Origin of the sequence: Candidatus Hartigia pinicola, assembly GCA_020541205.1 — a bacterium.
In the GTDB taxonomy this organism is placed as follows: Bacteria; Pseudomonadota; Gammaproteobacteria; order Enterobacterales; family Enterobacteriaceae; genus Hartigia; species Hartigia pinicola.
In genome coordinates this window covers 869938-891107 of the sequence record CP048208.1, presented here as the reverse complement: position 1 = coordinate 891107, position 21170 = coordinate 869938, and the positions used below count along the sequence as shown (strand labels likewise).

Below are 21170 nucleotides of genomic sequence, written 5' to 3'. Positions count from 1 at the left end.
TTTAATTGATTATTACACTTGATTCACTTACTAATAACATATGAATGATAATGTTGTCTCATTCACTCAAAAAACAAGATTTTAAGAAATTTCATTCTATTTATTAAGTAATTAAAAATTAAAGTGAAGACAATTGACAAGATAATAGTAAAAAATTTGAATCTCTATATTGATAGTACTATTAATGATCATTTAAAACCAAACATACGTATTATCAACATACCTTACTTAAGCTATTAAGTATTTACTACATTAATAATCTGACATTAGTAATTGATATTACATAGTATAAATTAAAAAAGCATCAATAACATCATCAATGAACAAAACGTCCATTTCTTTACTACAAATTAAAATGCAAATATTTTTTAGTAATTTTACAGCATCCTTTCAACGTTTAAGTTTTAAAATTTTATAATTACCTAAAGAACTAACATTATTAATCCCTAGTCTTTTAGTTATTGATTTAATATATTACTAAAATAACATATTGAATAATAATCTAAACGTTCTACTTCGGTTCATTATTTAATCTAATTGCGTCTTGTTAATATCTTGCGTAATATAAACATTGTTATACACTAATCATTTCAATATACTTTCTTCAATATGTACTTAATCTACAAAATTGAGAAAGTTATGAAAACATGTCATATTGATCTATGTTTATCAAATTATTTATGCTTTTGTCAATTGACAGTCATATTTAATTAATTTAGACGTATTTCACATATCAATATTACTTAGTCATGTGATAAAAAACATTAAGTTCAGACAAAAACACTGTTCAGACTTACCTAATGATTTAAGATAATATATAATAAATACAGCTAAACCTATACAATATGAAGATACCTTAGGTTTCATAAATGTATTTACGAGAACAGGCTTTATATGTAAAAATTATTATTATCATTAATCATAGTAATTCTTCAAAAATTTATTGCATTGTTAAAATATTATAAATGTATAATCAATTCATTTAATTAATGTTATACTGAAAATACTACTAATGTAACACATTAATTTTTTATTTTTTCTCTATATCAAAAAAATACTTTCAACTAGTAGAACACTTGACGATTTTGTAAGTGGTAAAAAACCACTTAATTATACAGCTAAATTTTGGAATAAGTATTGAATGTTTCCAATCTTCATTTTTAGATAAAGTTGTTAATATATCAAGAAAAAATAGTAATACTGATATAATACATGCGCCACGCAATACTCCAAAGCAAACACCAAGAATACGATCTATCCCAGACAAGCTAGTTTTTTGTACTAAAGAGCTAATTGCAGAATTAAAGATAGCACCTACAATTAACGTCGCAATAAACAATACTGCAATAGTAATTCCATTTCTCACATGTATGTCATCAAAATAAGCAAAATACTTAGCTACAGAATGATAAGATTTACTAGAAATAAAAAATGCACAGCCCCACACAATCAATGATAATGTCTCTCTAACAAACCCACGGATAAGACTTAATAATGCTGAGATACTAATAATGACGATAATTACATAATCAACCCAAATCATATCTTATTCCAAAATTTACGTCTATGACAAAAACAATTTATATCCTAAAAACAAATACGTAACTAATTGTAATACAATTTAAATATGTGTTAGTAAAAATATCTTTACTTCTATAGTTATTTTTAAAAATAATTTGTATAATTAAAACAATTTGATAACATGCAAATATCTCATATTAAATACTCTATAGAAACACTATGATCATCTGATTCAAAAAAATAATTTAATTTCTATACGACATATCCAAAATTTTAAATATAAGAAAATATAGTTAAATTATTATCAATAATTTTATGGTTTTAAGTTCTTCATAACACCACGTAACTCGGTTATTACATGCAGTTTAAGTAAAATAACTTTTAACGACTGTAGTCAAATTTCAAATCCTGCAAAAAAAACACGAGTTAATTTTCCAATAACGAGACACACAGGAACTGTATAAACTTAACACTACGATAATTTTAATTGCACAACCATTTTATGCTACTTTAACTATATATTTTTAATACACCAAGTTGCATTACAAAAAAATTACCTTGCGCTATTTTCACTTTAAGTTTAGATACTGACTTTAGTGCTGACTTTTTAAATAAACAAACCTAAAATATTTGGTATACTGTAAGCTGTAGAATTGACAGATATTTCTTTCATATCCGACATTGATTCAGAGCGTATTATTTCTGATATCATTCCTGTTTTAACTGTCATAATTAACGGGTCATCAATAATTGTAATACACTGCTTATTATCTGGTTTTAAAATAAGAGAAATAGCTGGAGATTTATTTTCATAATTTTTCTGATCACTATAAAGTAAGGAAAGCAATACAATTACTCTAAAGACCACTAAGAGCATCGCCCCGACGAGACGATCCTGAAATTTATTTGTCATTAACTCTATTCATTTATTTGTTTTTAATAGCATTAGTACGTGTGCAACAGTATAAAATGAACCGCAAACAATAATAATATCATTATCTGTTGCATCAAGGCATGCTTGCAACCAAGCTGCGCTGACAGAATTAAAAACACGCGGAGAATCTAAGTATTGGTTTAATTCTAATACTGATGCGCCACGCAATTCAGTCAACGGAGCAATATACCAATCAGTGATTTTCTTAGACAAACACGCCAATGTACCTTGAATATCTTTATCACTTAACATTCCTATAACTGCACGAATGCGGCGACCATCAACAGGTGATAACTTTCCTAAACGCGTGACGAGATAACTCGCCGCATGTGGATTATGCGCTACATCTAAAATAATTAATGGTCTTTTATTAATAATTTGAAAACGTCCAGGTAACTGTGCAGATTTTAAACCATTATATATTGCCTGATTGGTAATTTGACTGCCTAGTTTATAATCACGTGTTTTAATACAAGAGATAACACCTAATGCAGTTGCCGCATTATCTAATGGGATATTAGGTAACGGTAAATTATGCCATTCATCTTTTATACTTTGCCAAGTCCACTCGTAATCTTTCTGATAAAATGACCACTCTTTCTCCCTACGAAATAATGAAGTGTTAATTTTTTTAGCATATAGACCAATAGATCTTGGCATATCTGGTTCACCAATAACGCTATAACAATTTTCACGAAAAATGCCTGCTTTCTGATAACCAATACGCTCTCTATCAGATCCTAACCAATCTGTATGATCTAAAGCAATGCTTGTAATTGCAGTTACATCAGAATTAATAATATTAGTTGCATCCAAAAGACCACCTAATCCGACTTCAAGAATTACTACATCAAGTACAGATTCCTTAAATAGCATTAATGCAGCAAGCGTGCTATATTCAAAATAAGTTAATGAAATATTACCGCGCTCAGATTCGATATTCGCAAAGACACGACAAAAAACAGATTCGGGAAGCTCTTGACCTTGAATACGCACACGTTCAGTATAGTTAACAAGATGCGGAGAACTATATACACCTACTTTTATACCTGCAGCTATTAAGATAGATTCAATTGCATGACATGTTGTGCCTTTACCATTAGTTCCCGTGACTGTAATAATTCGAGTCGCAGGCTGAGTTAGCTCCATTTTTTCCATAACTTGTCTAACTCTCTCTAGTCCCATATCTATACTTTGACTATGCAACTTTGTAAGATAAGATAACCAAATATCTAAAGAAGACTCAGCTTGAGGTATAGTGAATAAATTACTTATCATTTTATGTTTAGTAGAATTCTTTTTACTGATAAATCTCAGCAACTATATTATTTTTTGATAATATCAATTTTTTTATTTTTCGCAACAGCAGGAATGGACTTTGAAACATTAAAGCTAGATTTATTAGTTAGCATTGCTAATATATCTGACACCTTATTTCGTATATCAGGTCTGCGAAGAATCATGTCAATAGCACCTTTTTCTAATAAAAATTCACTACACTGAAATCCTTGAGGTAACTTCTCTCTTACAGTTTGTTCGATAATACGAGGCCCAGCAAAACCAATCAATGCTTTTGGCTCAGCGATATTAATATCACCTAACATTGCTAAACTTGCAGACACACCACCCATTGTTGGGTCAGTTAAAACTGAGATATATGGCAGACTGCGTTCTTGCATTTTTACCAGTACTGCGCTTGTTTTTGCCATTTGCATTAGCGATAATAGCCCTTCTTGCATACGCGCACCACCACTTGATGAGAAACAAACAAATGGACTATTATCTTTGACAGATTGTTCAACAGCTCGTACGAAACGAGCACCAACAACTGACGCCATAGATCCTCCCATAAAAAAAAACTCAAAAGCTGCTGCAACAATCGGCATATCTTTTAAGGTTCCTTTCATTACAACGATAGCATCTTTCTCTCCAGTATCTTTTTGAGCTTCAGAAATTCTTTCTTTATATTTTTTTGAATCACGAAATTTGAGAATATCTTTTGGCTCAAGTTCACTAGCTAATTCTATTGTTGAATTTTCATCAAAAAAAGCTTTAAGACGTTGGCGTGCATGAATACGCATGTGATGATCACATTTAGGACAAACTTTTAAATTACGTTCTAATTCAGCCTTATACAGTATTTGCCCACAACTATCACATTTAGTCCAAATACCTTCAGGAATATTAGCTTTACGTGAATGAGTTAAGCTATTTTTCTTTAATATTTTTTCAATCCAGCTCATTATAAATCTTGTCTCTAATTAATTGTCTAATATATACTTATATGCTTTAAATTCTTAGTTATTAGTTAGCTTCATAAGAAAATTACTAAATAAACTACTTTATATACTTGTAGAGATAGGTTATCGCGAATAACACTTAATGTATAACTCATGCATATAATTTTCAGTATATTCTCTTTATAATTCGAACTATACTGAATCCAGTATAACTGATATTGTGCAATATGTAGCTCTATTATTTTCATTATTCGTTATGAAAATATAATGATATGTTCTATTTTAGGTAAATTTTTAATTTGTTATAAATTATTACTTTTGTATCACTATATTTTTTAGTTGTTTGTAAAAAGATAACAAATCGATTTATTCACCCTAGAAAAAATTGTAATAAAGACAATTGTATGATCAATAAATCGTTGAAAAATAACTTACATAAATCTATGAATATACTAGTCATCATACCTCATCTATAATGATTACTAATAAGGTTAGAAAGTTCTCATATTGAACGATACGTCAAGAAAAGAAAAACAGATTTACAATAATATATTAATAAAAATTATATAATTTTTATAATTAAAATTGCTAGAAAATTTTTAATTGATAATTTTGAATAATTTTACTAAAATAAAAATAGTGTATTTTATTACAACATTAGTAATTTCTGTAATATTATTAATAATGTTATTAATAAATATTGAAATCATCACCTTATAGATGCAGTATAATATATAAAAATATCAGTGATATGTGTAGGTAAAAAGAGTAAATAGCTAATATAGTTTACCAAAGAATTCAAATATAAGATAATTATATACGCAGCTTACATACTCAAAGAATAAAATTTTCTCAACAAGTAATGATGTACAAAATAAAATCCATAATAACACTCATGAATTTTATAACAACACTCTATTATTAACTAATTTTTCGCTATTACTGTTTAATAACCTAAACTTTTCATTATATTAATGCATCCGATAAAAATACAGGTACCATGATATTTAATGGCAATGAAAATTTGTTAGGGTAATCAACAGAGACTAAATAAAGACCTCTAGCTTGAGCGGTTTCTGCTGCCTTTGTTCTATCTTTTAGTACTAATAATTTTTCTATCCAGTTAATATCCTGGTAACCACGACCAATTTCTAGTAAACTACCAACAATATTTCTAACCATATGATAAAGAAATGCATTGGCTTTAATATCTACTATAATATAGTTACAATAACGAGTCACATGAACATGCATCACATGACGCCAAGACGTTCGAGACTGACAATTAACGGATCTAAATGAGGTAAAATCATGCTCTCCTAACAAAGCTTGAGCTGCTTGATCCATTTTTTTCTCATCAATTGGATAATTCACATGCATTACAATATTTGATAATATTGCCGGACGATAAGGATGATTAAAAATTATATATTGGTAACGACGAGCGATCGCACTAAATCTTGCGTGAAATTCATTACTAACGGTTTGGTACCAACGTATTGCAATATCTTCTGGACAATATCTATTACCACCAACTGTCCAAGCAGATTCTTTGCGCTTTATAGATGTTTCAAAATGAACTACCTGCCCTGTTGCATGCACACCCGTATCAGTACGCCCTGCACAAAAAACATTAATGGGCTGATTAGCAATTTTTGATAAGGCTTTTTCAAGACAGCCTTGCACGCTTTTAACTTTTTGTTGACGTTGCCAACCATGATAACGACTACCGTTATATTCGATACCTAAAGCAATACGAAATAACGGTGCTGACTCAAGCATTACGAAAACAACTCCTAAATTAATATCTTTTCTATCTTCGCTATGATAAACTTTTCATTAGAACCAAAACGATTAAAAACGATTTAAAATTAAAAATTTTTAAAATACCATTATGCTTACTGATATCATTAAAGCTTAAATAATTGTTGTTTAATTAAATAATTCACCTGAGTTGCATTATTTATCTAAGCTAAAACTATTAATATTATTAATAAATTCAAGATCATTATAAGATCTTCCTGCGCTCATTATCTGCAATACTTAAAGATAAATAACTTACATATTATCAGAACACGCTGAAAATTCAATAAACATTAATAATATAAATACACAATTATTCTATAAGATTTAATTAACTAAAAATATTTTTCTAAATAATATTATCCATATTAAACAACAAAATTAACATATTAAAATAAAATTTTTAATAAAAATTTTATTTTAATATGTTAATGATACTATAAAGTAGGTAAGAATTCTATCGAATTGAAACGTCCAAAACTACTTTATGATATGTAGAGATACATAGTATACTGTATTAATTTAAACTCAACTAAATTTATGACTTTTATCATATATTTTATAAAATTATTCAGCTGACTTACAATGCTATCAGTTAACACAACAAGATTGCAACTATTACAACAGTCCACTCCAGCATTTTTGCTTAAGATAGATACAGCTCCAAAAAAAATATATTTGTCTATGTAATCTAGCGTACTTGCATTGCTCATTTTTTATATTATAGAGTGTTAATTTTCATGTTACAAAATTTAGCTATATTTATTTTACTTTCAAAATACTAAACTTTCAAACTAACAATGATAATTATAAAATGCATACATGTTTAAGTATTGTATTTTCTAAATAATAAGCAGATTTACCAATAAGCTATTTACTTTCATATGAAAATACTATAATGCTTTTGCTAATTTAATCAGTTCCCTTAGAAATCATACTCAACTTCAATTTTCGATTGTTTTTATTATTTTAAACGATTTAAAAATTAAATTAAATTATTCACTCATTAAATTAGACAAACTAGTTGTCTTAAATAACAATAATAGCAAAACGTTTTGAGTGTCTATATAGCATTGCGTTGTCCCTAGAAACGAATAACGATTTACGTCATAATCGTTCTCTCACCCATCTATAACAATCAAATACTTAAAGTATAATAAATAACAGAATAATTAACTTTATTTAATAAAGTAAGCATGAAAACCTAATAAGCTTAATTGAGTTGCCATATATTCATTGTCACAATGTATATTAAAAAATGACCACTCACGGCGTTCTTGATAACATTTTCGCAATTTATCAAATTCACCAGGAATCGCAGCAACTTTACGTAACGCTGCATCATCATAACGCACATCATAAACAAGATGAATTAACTTATTAAGTTGACTTTGCGATAATTTTCCCTGAACAGTAATTGTACTTATTCTAGAGGATGGTAGAAAAGCAGACAATGTAATACTGTCTTCTTTCCTTAAAAAATTGCAATAATCTGTATACACTTGTATCGTACCACGAGCTCTGCCTTCGAGTGTGTAACCCGCAATATGTGGTGTAGCTATATCTACATACTGCAAAAGCTCAATGCTTAAATTAGGCTCCAGTTCCCACACATCTAAAACAACACTTAGTTTTTTTCCTTGTTTCAATACGGAAAGCAAAGCTTTATTATCAACCACTTCACCACGACTAGTGTTAATTAAAATAGTTCTATCACGTAAATTTTCCAGACGATTTATATTCATTAAGTGAAACGTTTTAGCAAAACCTTCCATACTCAGTGGAGTATGGAAGGTCAAAACATCTGCTTCAGGTAATAAGTTGTCTAATAATAAAAAATTTTCTTGATCTCCTTTTTTAGCACGTATAGGATCACATAATAACGTTTTTACACCCCAAGAAGATAAGCGATCTGCTAAACAACTTCCAACGTTACCAACACCGATAATGCCAACAGTTTTATCACGCAAATCAAAACTATCTCGCTCAGCTAACATTAGCAATGCTGACAATACATATTCAACTACTGCGATTGCATTACAACCAGGCGCAAAAGAAAAACCGATATTTTCTTCAGCCAACCATATTGTGTCTATATGATCAAAGCCTGCTGTTGCTGTACCTACAAATTTTACTGGCGTTTTAGTTAACAACGTGCTATTTACTTTTGTAGTTGATCGCACTATTAATGCATCTGCATCAAAAAGATCTATTTCAGAAACTGCACGCCCTTGTACTCTTGTAACGTGACCTAACCTACTAAATAATGTCTGAGCATATGGCATATTTTCATCAATCAGAATTTTCACTTAAATTGTCCGATGTTGTTTTTTATATTAACTTTATTTTAGAGATTAATCCATTCTTGACTTTAATATCATATTTCTTGTGTTATGTTCTTACAACATTGCCTATTTAAAATTATTGAATATTTTACTAAAATACATCTCAAAAAACTAATGCAAAATCTTTTTCCAAGAAACATCTTATATATTTTCTCAAAATAATAAAATATTATATTCTTTATATTAATTAAAAATTTTTAAAAATGAAAACTTTATTAATCAGAAACTAAAGTGCATATACATTAAACAATAAATGTATATCATATGTTTTATTCACTGCATATTTTCATAGATGTTTTATTAAAAATATTTCACAGTAACTTTCCAAGAGAAAATTTCATATATAATTATTTTAAATTTTGAAAATTTTTAGCAACATTTTCATGAATAGTAACTAGAATACCAATACAATTTTTATGATAATTCATACACTCAGCATTCAAGCTATCTATATATCTCATTAAAATATTACAATATAGATAGAAAGGTTATTTATATTAAACGACACGCACAAGAAGACAATTAAGGTTTATGACGATATCTTAATCAGTAACAATAATGAAACTCATGAATAGATAAACTATATTTAATAACTTTAATGAATTATGCAAAAAATACTTACATATATGAAGAATCTATTATCAAAAACAGTAATGCAAGTGAAATATTTAGATAATATGTATTATATTGCTAACTTTAACAGTAATCATCGTGATAACAAAAATGCAATAATTTTTAATGTTGTTAATCTGATCTTAACAATAGGATTGTTCACTATAGAGTAGATATTTTAAATACATCGTTAAACATAAAAGAAATATGAAAAATATTTAAATAGTTTTTATTTTTTTATTAGTGCAAAAAATATAATTTACTCTCTTTCTGGTATATAAATAATACTGAATCCATACTTAAATAATAATAAATATTTAGTTTATTAGTAAATTTAGATATATTGAAAATTCATTGGAGTTATATTTATCTAGTCAGAAACAAACAGAATTTTTTCCAAAATCGCTGTAACTCTATAATTTTAATCACTAAGAATATCCAATAAATTTTTATTTAAAGACAACAACTACTTATTTATATTATGATTACATATAATCATTCTTGCATGCTGATCTCATATTTATTAAATAATAATTTTGATATAAAAGACATTTTATTTTTCTTGAAACATATAATTATACCATTACTATATAGAATAATTGTAAGAAAAGAAATTTACGAAATAAAAAGTTCTCTACTTAGAATATGTTCTTCTTTATATGAAAATAATAAAACATGATATGAGCATTAAATACATAGATAAAATATATAATAAGCATGTTAATTATTTTTTTGTTATCTCATTATGGCTTATTGTATTCAGAAGCTTTTAATAAGTTGTATTAAGTTCTGTTGAATTTTTTATAAAAACAATTACATAACTAGAGTTATGTTCTATCACTCTTAAATAAGTTTATTTAGATAGAAACTCGATACTAAGTATGAAAACATCTTATTCCGCATAGCACAACCATAAAAATCCCTATAGTCAAAAAGACATCTATAAAGATATTCTATAAAACATAATGAATTATACGATTATAAATGTTACTTGTATTTCTATATGAACAGTTGAGAGATGTTGTATCTGAATAATAGAAATGTAGCTGTAAAAATACAATTAAATTGATAAATACAATGCATATCATTCATTATTATTCATGAACAATGCTATTATGCTATTTATTATTAATAATACTTTAAATACCAGAAGAGATAAAATGATTAATATTTAATATTATCATTCATATGTATGGCATATATAGAAAAATATTTTAAATATAAAAATACGAATACGTTTAATGATTAGCTCAACATTTTGTTTTCAAAACCAGAAAAGACCGGTTACAATAATAAACTCATTGTCCTATCAGGACATTTAAACCATCGTTATATAATTTAAATACTTAACGATTCTAGCATAACTAACTGAATTTTTAAAAATTAATGATACAAGCGTTAAAGTTTAATAAAAGTTTATTACACCCTCGTTACTGGCTAATTTGGCTTGGTATTGGCCTATTATATTCCCTAGTTCTTCTTCCATATCCACTAATTTATTGGATCGGAACCAATTTAGGACTGCTTTCTAAACGTTTTTTAAAAAAACGGGCAAAAATCGTAGATCGCAATTTAGAATTATGCTTTCCAAATATGAGCCTTCAAGATCGTCAGCACTATATTAATAAGAATTTCGAGTCAGTAGGCATGGGCATTTTTGAAACAGGAATGGCCTGGTTTTGGCCTGAATGGCGTATACGTTGGTGGTTTAAAATTAAAGGATATAAGCATATGATTGCAGCTCAAGAAACTGGTGTTGGTGTTATTGTATTAGGTATTCACTTTCTAACACTAGAGCTTGGAGGACGTGCATTTGGTATGCTGAACCCAGGAATTGGTGTTTATCGACCGAATGATAATCAATTAATGAACTGGCTACAAAATCGCGGACGTTTACGATCTAACAAATATATGCTGGATCGTAAAAATATAAAAAGTATGATTCGTGTTTTAAAAAAAGGAGAAGTTCTATGGTATGCACCTGATCATGATTATGGTCCTCTGAATAGCTCTTTCGTGCCGTTTTTTGCCGTAAAAAACGCAGCAACTACGGATGGATCAGCAATGTTATTACGCCTTGCAACACCTATAATTGTTCCATTTATACCTCGTCGGTTACCTAATGCGAAGGGATATGAATTAATCATTCAACCTGCAATTCATAATTTCCCGATCAATGACGAAATCGCAGTAGCAACAAAAATGAATCAAATTATTGAACAGGCTATCTTGTTAGCTCCTGAGCAATATATGTGGCTACATCGACGGTTTAAAACTCGCCCTCAAGGTGAATCCTCATTATATGGGGACTTAGATAAAATTCATCATTAGATTATATACAGTCAATTAAAAATATTTTGATAAATTTCATTTTTGTTTAACAACCGAAAAACACGACAATAACAAGTAAAAATATATGAAACATGTATTACTACGGTATATATATTCAACAACTATTTTCAGTAAAAATAATCCACAGAATTTTCTTAGTACGTTAGTCTATATAACTATTTTAAGTTTTAAAAAGAAAATCTGTTTAAAAAACATAAAACTTCTAAAGAAAATATTGTCAAAGATAATTAATAAGATATACATTAGAAACACTTATAAGAACGCCAATATAATTTTATTCTTATGGATTCTTAAAACATTCAAAAAAAACAAATAAATCTTGTAAACAGTTCTCATACAATTAAAAGTTTTCAGCATCATAAAAATAACGAAATATGAAGTTGGTTGTATTAATATCATGATAAGAACTGATGACGATGTTATAGAAAAACAAATACCTTCATAAGTTTTATCTTTTTAATAATTGCTATTATACGCTAAGATCCTCTTAGCGCATAATAGCTATGCAGATAAAATATTTTCGAATAAGATAGCATAACATACCAGACACATTTTTTTGAGATAACAAAATTCCTTAAACTACATACTTTAATGTTATTCCAAAATTTAGGGTATCGTATGTACATTACAGTTGCTAGGTAATCTCAAATATATAAAAAACGATTAGAGGTATTTATTAATATCGCTTACAGATTATAAGTTTGTCATTTATTTTACTTCATTTTTGAAAAATATACTAAATGAAACTCTTAAAGTTAATATTAATACTGCTATAGATAGATCAATTTTAAAATATTCAATATCAAAAAATCTTTACAGATTCGTTTTAAGTTTATATTAAACTTTATAGAATGTATCATTTTTGCAATATTACTGTAATTGTAATTAATGACATCTTACAATCGATTACAATTTTACATTTTTGAAATATATAAATATCATATGGTATATATCTTAATTATTAGTTATTATAATTAACTACGTTTTCTTGCAGTAATAAAATCCAGACGATCTTACATATATAAAATAACTTGTGAATAATTGCTAATGTTATACTAGTGATTATTCAATATTTTGAATCTATATATCTTATATATTCATTAATTAATTTAAGTTTTACTTCAAAATTCATCATATCATTATTCATAAAATTTAAAATAATATATGCAATTCAAAATTAAATGATTATATCAAAAAGTTAATATAACAAAATTAATCTTTATCTTATTGATAATACTACGTATTTGCTTTTCATATAATTTAAATTAATCTAGTACAGAGTCTTAAATTTCAAGTTGTTAAATCAAACGGTAGAAAGCTTTATAAAAACTAGATAACATTTTTTAGTAACCAGATCTACATTTTATTCATGAACTGACCCAACAACAAATAAATATAGAATTTTTTACTGGTTGATTTTTCTTTCATAGACTATAATTTTTGCTTAATGAATAATACTAATGTTCTGACAAACTAAATTTCATTCAGCATAAAATCAATATTATGTATATCATACAAATCAATATATAGATTATATTCAACTTTAAAGTATTTTAGAATCGAACTAATACACTAACTGATCTAATCCGAATCACTAAAAAGTACTTTTAAATAGTAATAAATTTTTAAACAAGATTCATCACTCAAATTCCACTAGTAATATATGATTCTCTAATTATCTTTTATACCAGCTAAAAATAAAAATAATGATACTATTGATCATAATTAAAACTTATATAATAGCTATTACAAAATTATACCAATATAAATAATTTCATAATAGGTGTTATATATTTAAATAATATATTAAGATAAATTGAGTAAAATGGAGATAATACTATGCGTCTCAAAAACAGAATAGCAAATCAAATTCGCCCAATTAAAATAACACGTTCATATACTAAATACGCCGAAGGCTCTGTTCTAATTGAATTTGGAGATACTAAAGTGTTATGTAATGCAACTGTAGAAACAGGTGTACCACATTTTATAGCCAACCAAAGTCAAGGTTGGATAACAGCTGAATATAGTATGCTTCCTCGTGCAACAAGTTTACGTAACCATCGTGAAGCAGTAAAAGGTAAACAAACAGGTCGTACAATAGAAATTCAACGCTTAATTTCTCGTTCATTACGAGCAGCCATTAATCTTAAAAAATTAGGTCAGTATACTATTATTTTAGACTGTGATGTGATACAAGCCGATGGAGGTACTCGAACTGCTGCAATTTCAGGAGCTTGCATTGCATTAGTGGATGCTCTTAATAATATGGTTTCAAATGGTAAATTAATACGAAGCCCATTAAAATCAATGGTGGCGGCAATTTCTGTTGGCCTTGTTCATGGTGAAGCATTATGCGACCTTGATTATTTTGAAGACTCATCCGCCGAAACAGATATAAACGTGGTAATGATGAGCGATGGTCGAATTATTGAAGTGCAGGGCACGGCAGAAGGTGAACCATTTAGTCATGAAGAGCTGATAGATCTTTTATCGCTTGCTAAAACGGGACTAATATCTATATTTGAATCTCAAACAGAAGCTTTAAAGTAAAATAATTTTTAATAAAAAGTTAAAATAGTTTTATATTTTACAGTTAGTAACCTAGTCACGAGTAATAAAATCATCATACTTCAAGTAATATTTAAGTAATAAATTTTATGATGCGCCAATGTAACTCTATAATTTATATTATAAATTTTTCTTTTATTTAAAATGAGTAAGTACTTGATTATCATATTAATTTCAATCTCTAAATTTTATAACATAAATATATGAATTAATATAAGTTAATTAGTACGAATTTATAAATTTTCCCATAAATAATATTGCGCCATAAACAATATTAATATTTTGTGAATCTATGCTAAAATCAAGTAAACAATTTCCTGACTATCTTAAATGTATAGTTGCTGCATCTAGAAAACAGTTTAATGTTTATTAGTCGATAATATGTAATCGTACGCCTGAAATTTCAATCTCTTTGAGGGTTCTTCATAAAGATATATCAATTATAATTGATGTAATAAAATAAAAATTTTTAGCGTAATGGTATCCATGCACCCAACTAATTTCAATTATAAAAAAAGATTCTAATGACGGTGTAGTGTTAGTTAAAGTTTCGTTAATAATAACAAATTATTATTTACTACATTATTATTGCGCCCTACACTACATATAATAAATAAACAATATTAGAAACAAAATAATATATTAAACATACTCTTGTTATATTTAAATTATCAAGAAATAAAAAGTACGTTTTCTATCAGAAAAATTATATCTAATAATAACTATAAAATTTATTCAATATCATCACAGCAAGTAATTTCATTACTTATTTAATTTTCCATATGAAAATATGTAAAATAATATTATAATTAATAAAAATGAATCCATAAAACTGCAGAATATTTATACTTAGAACAACTTAAATTAAATACAGGAGATATACTAAGATAAACTAAAAAGCATAATATGAAAAACGTTGATACATATTATTATGTGTATGCACAATTCTAAAAATAATTATAGTAAAATCTTTTATGGCTACACTTATCTATAAGCGTGAATTTTAAACTTTTATTTTAAATAATATTAAAAATAGATATATAATGTATTACATTAAAAAAAAGCTACAACAATAAATAGTATAAAAATCTTAGCTCAAGAATGAGCTGGATGATAGTTTTGAATTTTTCTCTACTTTCATATTTTAAAGAAAAATTTCTGGGATATTATATAGTTTTTAAATATTAGAAAAAATAAATATTAAATTTATATACTAAATGAGTATTATTTAAATGTTTCTAACAATTTTTCTAGCATTAGCAATATGTCAAATAAAAACATATAAGTGTAACGGTTTAATATTTAAATATTATTTTGTAATATATAGTTTATTATATTTTCTATCTTAAAATTAAGATTGGTATCTAAGATATAACTTGACAGCATTTATTCATATTATCGCTATCAGGTAGCATATTCTTACGTATATAAATTATTTTATCCAGATGAAAACTATTAACAATACTTATTCTACCCATCAGATTATGATCATTACTGTGAAAGCATAGGATAAACTTTTTAAATATCTATAGCTATGACTTTTATATCATGCTAGACACTTTTTTATTTGAATCACAGTGCTTCCAAAGACTATACTTTTTCTTTTAAGTGTTATAAAATAATAATATCAAAGTAGTATTGACGTTCCGACGACTACTGATATACAACTTATCAATCATATTTTTGTAATTTTTCTCCAGAATACTGGAATTTATTTTTAAGTATTACTATTCTTACAACTTAAAATAATTATTTTAGCCACTCTTACTAAAAAATTAAAAAAAAGAAGATTATATTGCATTTTTTTAAATATACACTAATAAAGTTAAAACTCATGCATATCAAATTTTTGAAAATATTGATATTTTCAATTCTTAATAATTTAACCTGAATGATACTCTTCACTTATTAACCTAGATTATAGATATAATTTTTTTATTTAAAGGTATATTAAGATTCAATCAAACATTAACAATAAGCGTATATTTCAAATAATATAAAATAAATGAAACAAACTATCTCATATTAAAAATAATTTTATAAGTAAGTAACTTATATTACTTAAAACAATTTCAAAATATTAAATTACCATAAAATCACTATCTGTAGTGTTATAAAAAAAATTTATTTTTACATTATTCATTTTCTATCTTAAACTCACTCTTTAAGCTGACTACTCTATTGAGTAGTAAATGACTTACACAACAATTAAAAACTATCTACATTCTCTTTTATATTCATATTACACTGGGTACTTTATCGCATTTTTTTGATTATACAAAAAATCTTACAATACATTGATTGTATTTCTTTAATTATCTTAAATATACTTAAAATAAATATACTGATTGTATTTTTGTATTTTCAGTAATCAGATTTTCGATACAATCTAATTACTGAATCATCCAGTCATTACTAACTCAACCGCATTAAAATACAGAATCTTTGAAAGCTAAAATTACAGTAAGGTTATATTATATCATTTTCACATTATATCATAATAAAATGAGAGATTAACAAGATTCTATTTAGAGTAATTAAGACGATATTAAATTTTAAAATTATAATATAACAATTAATATTACTATTTAGTAATATATTGTCTAATACTTATTTAAGTATCACTGATGTAATTCATTAATTTAAAATTATGAATTAACAAAAGATTTAATGACTTTACAAAAAACACTTTTTAATAAACTAACTGCACGGTTTTAAATAACCATTCATTCCTCTAATTAAGAAAATCTAAGATTTTTATTGCGGTAATCATTGTAAATTTCTAGAGCATATATTCTAGATTTTTCTCAAAACTATGCAATATCTAGATATACCTATTATTTTTACTATCTAGATTTGTTTCTTCAATTGTGCCTATCAGACTTTAATAAATTTGTAGTACAGATACTCTTAATAAGACTCTCTCTCTTTGTATGACAGATATTAAGATAGTATAATTAAATATCTATAAATTAATTAATAAAATTGATAAGTAGTTAAAAATAACTTATTGTATATTATTTATTCAGTAAATTTAAAACATATATTTTCATTTTATCCTTGTATGTAATATATGAGAGAATCAATCGCGTGTTATTTTCTCACAAAAAACTTTTACTTTTACAGATACAAACAAACTAATTACTGAATATGTTTATATCTAAGTGTAATATTGTGAAATTTTAAGATACTCACTTACCAATGGAGCAAATTTTATTTGATTCTTTTTGACGATCACGGTAAAAATTTTAGGATATTTTAGGATATATTACACTGTATGGATAACACTTAACATTTTGAATATAGTCAAGATTTTTTATAATATTTTACATATACACAGTGAGAAAATAGATATTTTATATACTTATAATATATTATACTAATTATTAAAAAATAATTTTACTTTTTTAGAGATTATTAATTATATGACACAGTCTATAATCGTCAAAATCAATGTGAGATATATTAAAAATATATATTTGATCTTAAATTTCAGGGTTTAAATAAAAGTTGTAGTCTTGTTGATATTGAATTAAACACTTAAACAATATGTTTCATTCATTAAAATGATTAAATATATCTTTTTAAAAATCGTTCACTTTTCATAAAATATTTAGATGTACTAAAATTAAGTTGTGTAATATACACTGATTAAAAATCTAATAACATACTTCTATATTAGAAGTAATAAAATATTAACTCACTGCAATAGTAATTAATATGACAAAGTATCTATATAATTTTAATAATTTATAATTTATATAACGAACAAATAAAACATTTTAATCACTTTCAGTTTATCTACAACTTCATTTCATACATAACATGCTCTATAAAGTTAAAGTGATACCAGTGAAATATTTTAAATGGTATCAAGTATATATATGCGCTCGTATATATATACGTAATACAATAAAATATATACTACTATTACAATAATTGAAAATCAAGTCAACTAATATAAATTTAGCTATCCAAAAAAGATTACTAAATCTAAAAAAATAGTAACAGGGTATATTTCAATACACAATTTAGTGTATAAGTCTAGTACGTCTTATCTTACAATAACATAGAAAAATTCTACATTATTTTTAGTAAGATTACTTTTATTTTCTAAGATTTTTTAAAAAAATAAAACAGCTCAAATAAAGTAAACATTTAGCCTTGGTGAAAAGAATAATAAAATAGATAAAACTTACCATTAATATTCTAAATATAAAGAAGTAGGTATGGTTTTGCCTAAAATAAGCTACTAAAACATACTAGTAATTAATTTGCACGTAACTAAAAAAAAGTGTAAAATCATACAAACATTCCTATAATTCTATTTCTTGTATAATTCTGTTATGTTTAGTTCTAAACTATTAAGCTCAATTGTTGAAATAAATTTTTATTTACCCATATATACGTAAACTTTAAAGAATGTAATTACTCTATTATCATCATAATAAAATAAACTATTTTACATATATGCATAAATAAAAAATAATAATGAAATTGAACTAATATTAACTTAAAAAATAGTAACTAACTATATTAATTTACTAAAAAATTTTCATAAGTATCATAACATTAATAAGAATTATCAAAATATAACAATCTATTTTATCACAGTACAACATGAGAACATAAAATAGATAATATAACAGATGATATAAACTCAGTAAACAATCATATAATTATCATAACTTTTTATTCACAAAAATCAAAATAGATAAATAACTCTTTAAGTATAAAATATTTCAATTCTGACAACATCGAGTACTAAGCATTGTTATCACGTAAACATGCAGTTTAAATAGCAACTTTCTGTAAAAAATTTCGCAAGAACAAGATAAAGCTTTTATTAGATTTTAGTATTTATAACAGATCTTATTTAAATGATATTCACTCATACTTAAAATTATATCTTTTATACTATAAATAATTTCAATATCTAAAATTTATTACGATGCTAATAAAAAACAACTATAAACAGATATCGCATAAGAAAGCATTTTGTATAAATTTATACTATACATTATTTTAATAAACTTAAAGTAATATTATGTAACAATCTTTTATCTATCCATACGTCTCTCATCAATAAGTCAAAGAAACTATTAGCATGACTATGCAAAACTGATGTGTGCTTCTTAGAAGAACATAGCACCGATGCATGTAAACTATTAACAGACATAACACTAAAATAAAAAAAGTAGATATTACGAAATATAATAGTATAAATACTAATTATTTATTAGAAAGTTGATTAAATAGTTTCTTTTTACTCAAGACTTGTACTCCAAATAAATCACTAAAAATCTACTTTTAATACTGTTTAAGTGAATATAATTATATGTTCAAAAAAACTACATTAAAAATTTAAATTATTCATAAAAATTTAATGCTATACCTGCAAGAAACTCATGTAATGAAAAATCTCTTTTAATGTAGATTCCAAGCTGTATTAGCAGTTATAACATGACGTATATTCTTTTAAAGAATTAAAAACGAGCGATGATACCTTGTAATAACTTCATAAATGTCACCTTTACTTTTTCGGCAGTTTTCATTACTTCATCATGGCTTAGTGGCTGTTCTAAGATGCCACATGCCATATTAGTTAAGCAAGAAATCCCAACCGTTTTAATTCCTGAATGATGCGCGATTAGAGCTTCAGGGACAGTAGACATACCAACTGCATCTGCACCAAGTGTTCTAATCATTCGAATTTCAGCTGGTGTTTCATACGTGGGTCCAGAGCACCATGCATACACACCTTGACGCAGAACAACATTTTGTTCTTTCGCAACATTTTGGATAACTTGACAAAGTTTTTTATTATAAACCTCACTAACATCTAAGAAACGTACTCCCCATTCTGGGTTATTAGGCCCAATTAATGGATTATTTCCTGTTAAATTAATGTGGTCAGTAATAATCATTAAATCTCCTTGATTAAAACTAGTGTTAACAGCACCACATGCATTAGTAATAATTAATTTTTCTACACCAAGTGTGTTCATTAAGCGAATAGGAAAAGTAACCTGATCAAGTGAAAATCCCTCATAATAGTGCAATCTACCTTTCATTACAATGATATTTTTGCCTGCAATAGTACCAATAACTAATTCATTTGCATGACCAATAGCTTGTGATTTTACAAAATGAGGAATCTTACTATAAGGGACAGTCACTATATTTTTTAGTGTCTCTGCAAATGAGCCTAAACCAGAACCTAAAATAATACCAATTGTAGGTTTAATATCTGTATATGATTTAATAAAACGCAGGCTTTCTAAAATATCATTAATGCTATGCATGATAATCTCCTAAAAATAATAAGACAATAATAAAGTTATTTAAAAACTAATCAACGATCTTAATCTCATTTTAAAATTTTTTGATGTAATCGTTAATAATGTACAAAATTTTACTAGTAAATTTATTCATCTCTATCTTAGAGAACTTTGTAAAACAAAAGTGATACTTTAACATATATGATTAAATAAATTTCGAGCATCAAACAACTCACAACACTCTATAACCTAATTATACGACAAATATCTCTCTTAGCTACATAACTAGTCTCGCTATTAGCGAGCATAAAATCTTTATCTATACAGAATAGTGACATGCATTCAGTAAAACTCATTTAGCGCATGTCTCAATTCTTCCATTGACTAGTGTGGACATCTTATCTTATTCTACTTCAATGAAAGAAATCACCATTATTAAAATCAAATCAGTAACTTTTTATTCCATGAATATATTGTTCAACTAAAAATTGTCTTTTAAAATATAATTGCG

The 21170-nt window shown here is 26.1% G+C and carries 9 protein-coding genes; 2 read left to right on the top strand and 7 right to left on the bottom strand.

Going from position 1 to position 21170, the window contains the following annotated elements:
• Positions 1–1060: 1060 nt before the first annotated feature.
• The 6 genes from GFV14_RS01670 to GFV14_RS01645 form a co-directional block, all read right to left on the bottom strand.
• Positions 1061–1543 carry a CvpA family protein gene (locus GFV14_RS01670; protein WP_457914606.1) on the bottom strand — a complete coding sequence of 161 codons (483 nt, stop codon included), beginning with the start codon at positions 1541–1543 and terminating at the stop codon, positions 1061–1063.
• A 585-nt stretch (positions 1544–2128) separates the two neighbouring features.
• Positions 2129–2434: a hypothetical protein gene (locus tag GFV14_RS01665; protein ID WP_457914605.1), complete on the bottom strand. Its 306-nt coding sequence runs from the start codon at positions 2432–2434 to the stop codon at positions 2129–2131.
• 9 nt (positions 2435–2443) lie between these two features.
• On the bottom strand, positions 2444–3733 hold the full coding sequence (gene folC, locus GFV14_RS01660; protein ID WP_457914604.1) for a bifunctional tetrahydrofolate synthase/dihydrofolate synthase: 1290 nt from the start codon (positions 3731–3733) through the stop codon (positions 2444–2446).
• A 47-nt stretch (positions 3734–3780) separates the two neighbouring features.
• Positions 3781–4698 carry an acetyl-CoA carboxylase, carboxyltransferase subunit beta gene (accD, locus tag GFV14_RS01655; protein ID WP_457914603.1) on the bottom strand — a complete coding sequence of 306 codons (918 nt, stop codon included), beginning with the start codon at positions 4696–4698 and terminating at the stop codon, positions 3781–3783.
• Positions 4699–5661: 963 nt separating this feature from the next.
• Positions 5662–6477, bottom strand: coding sequence for a tRNA pseudouridine(38-40) synthase TruA (gene truA, locus GFV14_RS01650; protein WP_457914602.1), 816 nt, complete (start codon positions 6475–6477; stop codon positions 5662–5664).
• 1199 nt (positions 6478–7676) lie between these two features.
• Positions 7677–8807: a 4-phosphoerythronate dehydrogenase gene (locus GFV14_RS01645; RefSeq protein ID WP_457914601.1), complete on the bottom strand. Its 1131-nt coding sequence runs from the start codon at positions 8805–8807 to the stop codon at positions 7677–7679.
• A gap of 2034 nt (positions 8808–10841) precedes the next feature.
• Between GFV14_RS01645 and GFV14_RS01640 the strand changes: the two genes are divergently transcribed.
• Positions 10842–11786, top strand: a complete 945-nt coding sequence (locus GFV14_RS01640) for a Kdo(2)-lipid IV(A) acyltransferase (protein WP_457914600.1) — start codon at positions 10842–10844, stop codon at positions 11784–11786.
• 1860 nt (positions 11787–13646) lie between these two features.
• On the top strand, positions 13647–14360 hold the full coding sequence (gene rph, locus GFV14_RS01635) for a ribonuclease PH (protein WP_457914599.1): 714 nt from the start codon (positions 13647–13649) through the stop codon (positions 14358–14360).
• A gap of 5504 nt (positions 14361–19864) precedes the next feature.
• Here rph and GFV14_RS01630 read toward each other — a convergent pair.
• Positions 19865–20683, bottom strand: coding sequence for a purine-nucleoside phosphorylase (locus GFV14_RS01630; protein WP_457914598.1), 819 nt, complete (start codon positions 20681–20683; stop codon positions 19865–19867).
• Positions 20684–21170 lie beyond the last annotated feature (487 nt).

Coding starts and splice junctions, on each gene's coding strand:
- folC (WP_457914604.1), bottom strand. CDS start 3,733: ATGATAAGTAATTTATTCACTATACCTCAAGCTGAGTCTTCTTTAGAT.
- GFV14_RS01640 (WP_457914600.1), top strand. CDS start 10,842: ATGATACAAGCGTTAAAGTTTAATAAAAGTTTATTACACCCTCGTTAC.
- GFV14_RS01665 (WP_457914605.1), bottom strand. CDS start 2,434: ATGACAAATAAATTTCAGGATCGTCTCGTCGGGGCGATGCTCTTAGTG.
- rph (WP_457914599.1), top strand. CDS start 13,647: ATGCGTCTCAAAAACAGAATAGCAAATCAAATTCGCCCAATTAAAATA.
- GFV14_RS01670 (WP_457914606.1), bottom strand. CDS start 1,543: ATGATTTGGGTTGATTATGTAATTATCGTCATTATTAGTATCTCAGCA.
- truA (WP_457914602.1), bottom strand. CDS start 6,477: ATGCTTGAGTCAGCACCGTTATTTCGTATTGCTTTAGGTATCGAATAT.
- GFV14_RS01630 (WP_457914598.1), bottom strand. CDS start 20,683: ATGCATAGCATTAATGATATTTTAGAAAGCCTGCGTTTTATTAAATCA.
- accD (WP_457914603.1), bottom strand. CDS start 4,698: ATGAGCTGGATTGAAAAAATATTAAAGAAAAATAGCTTAACTCATTCA.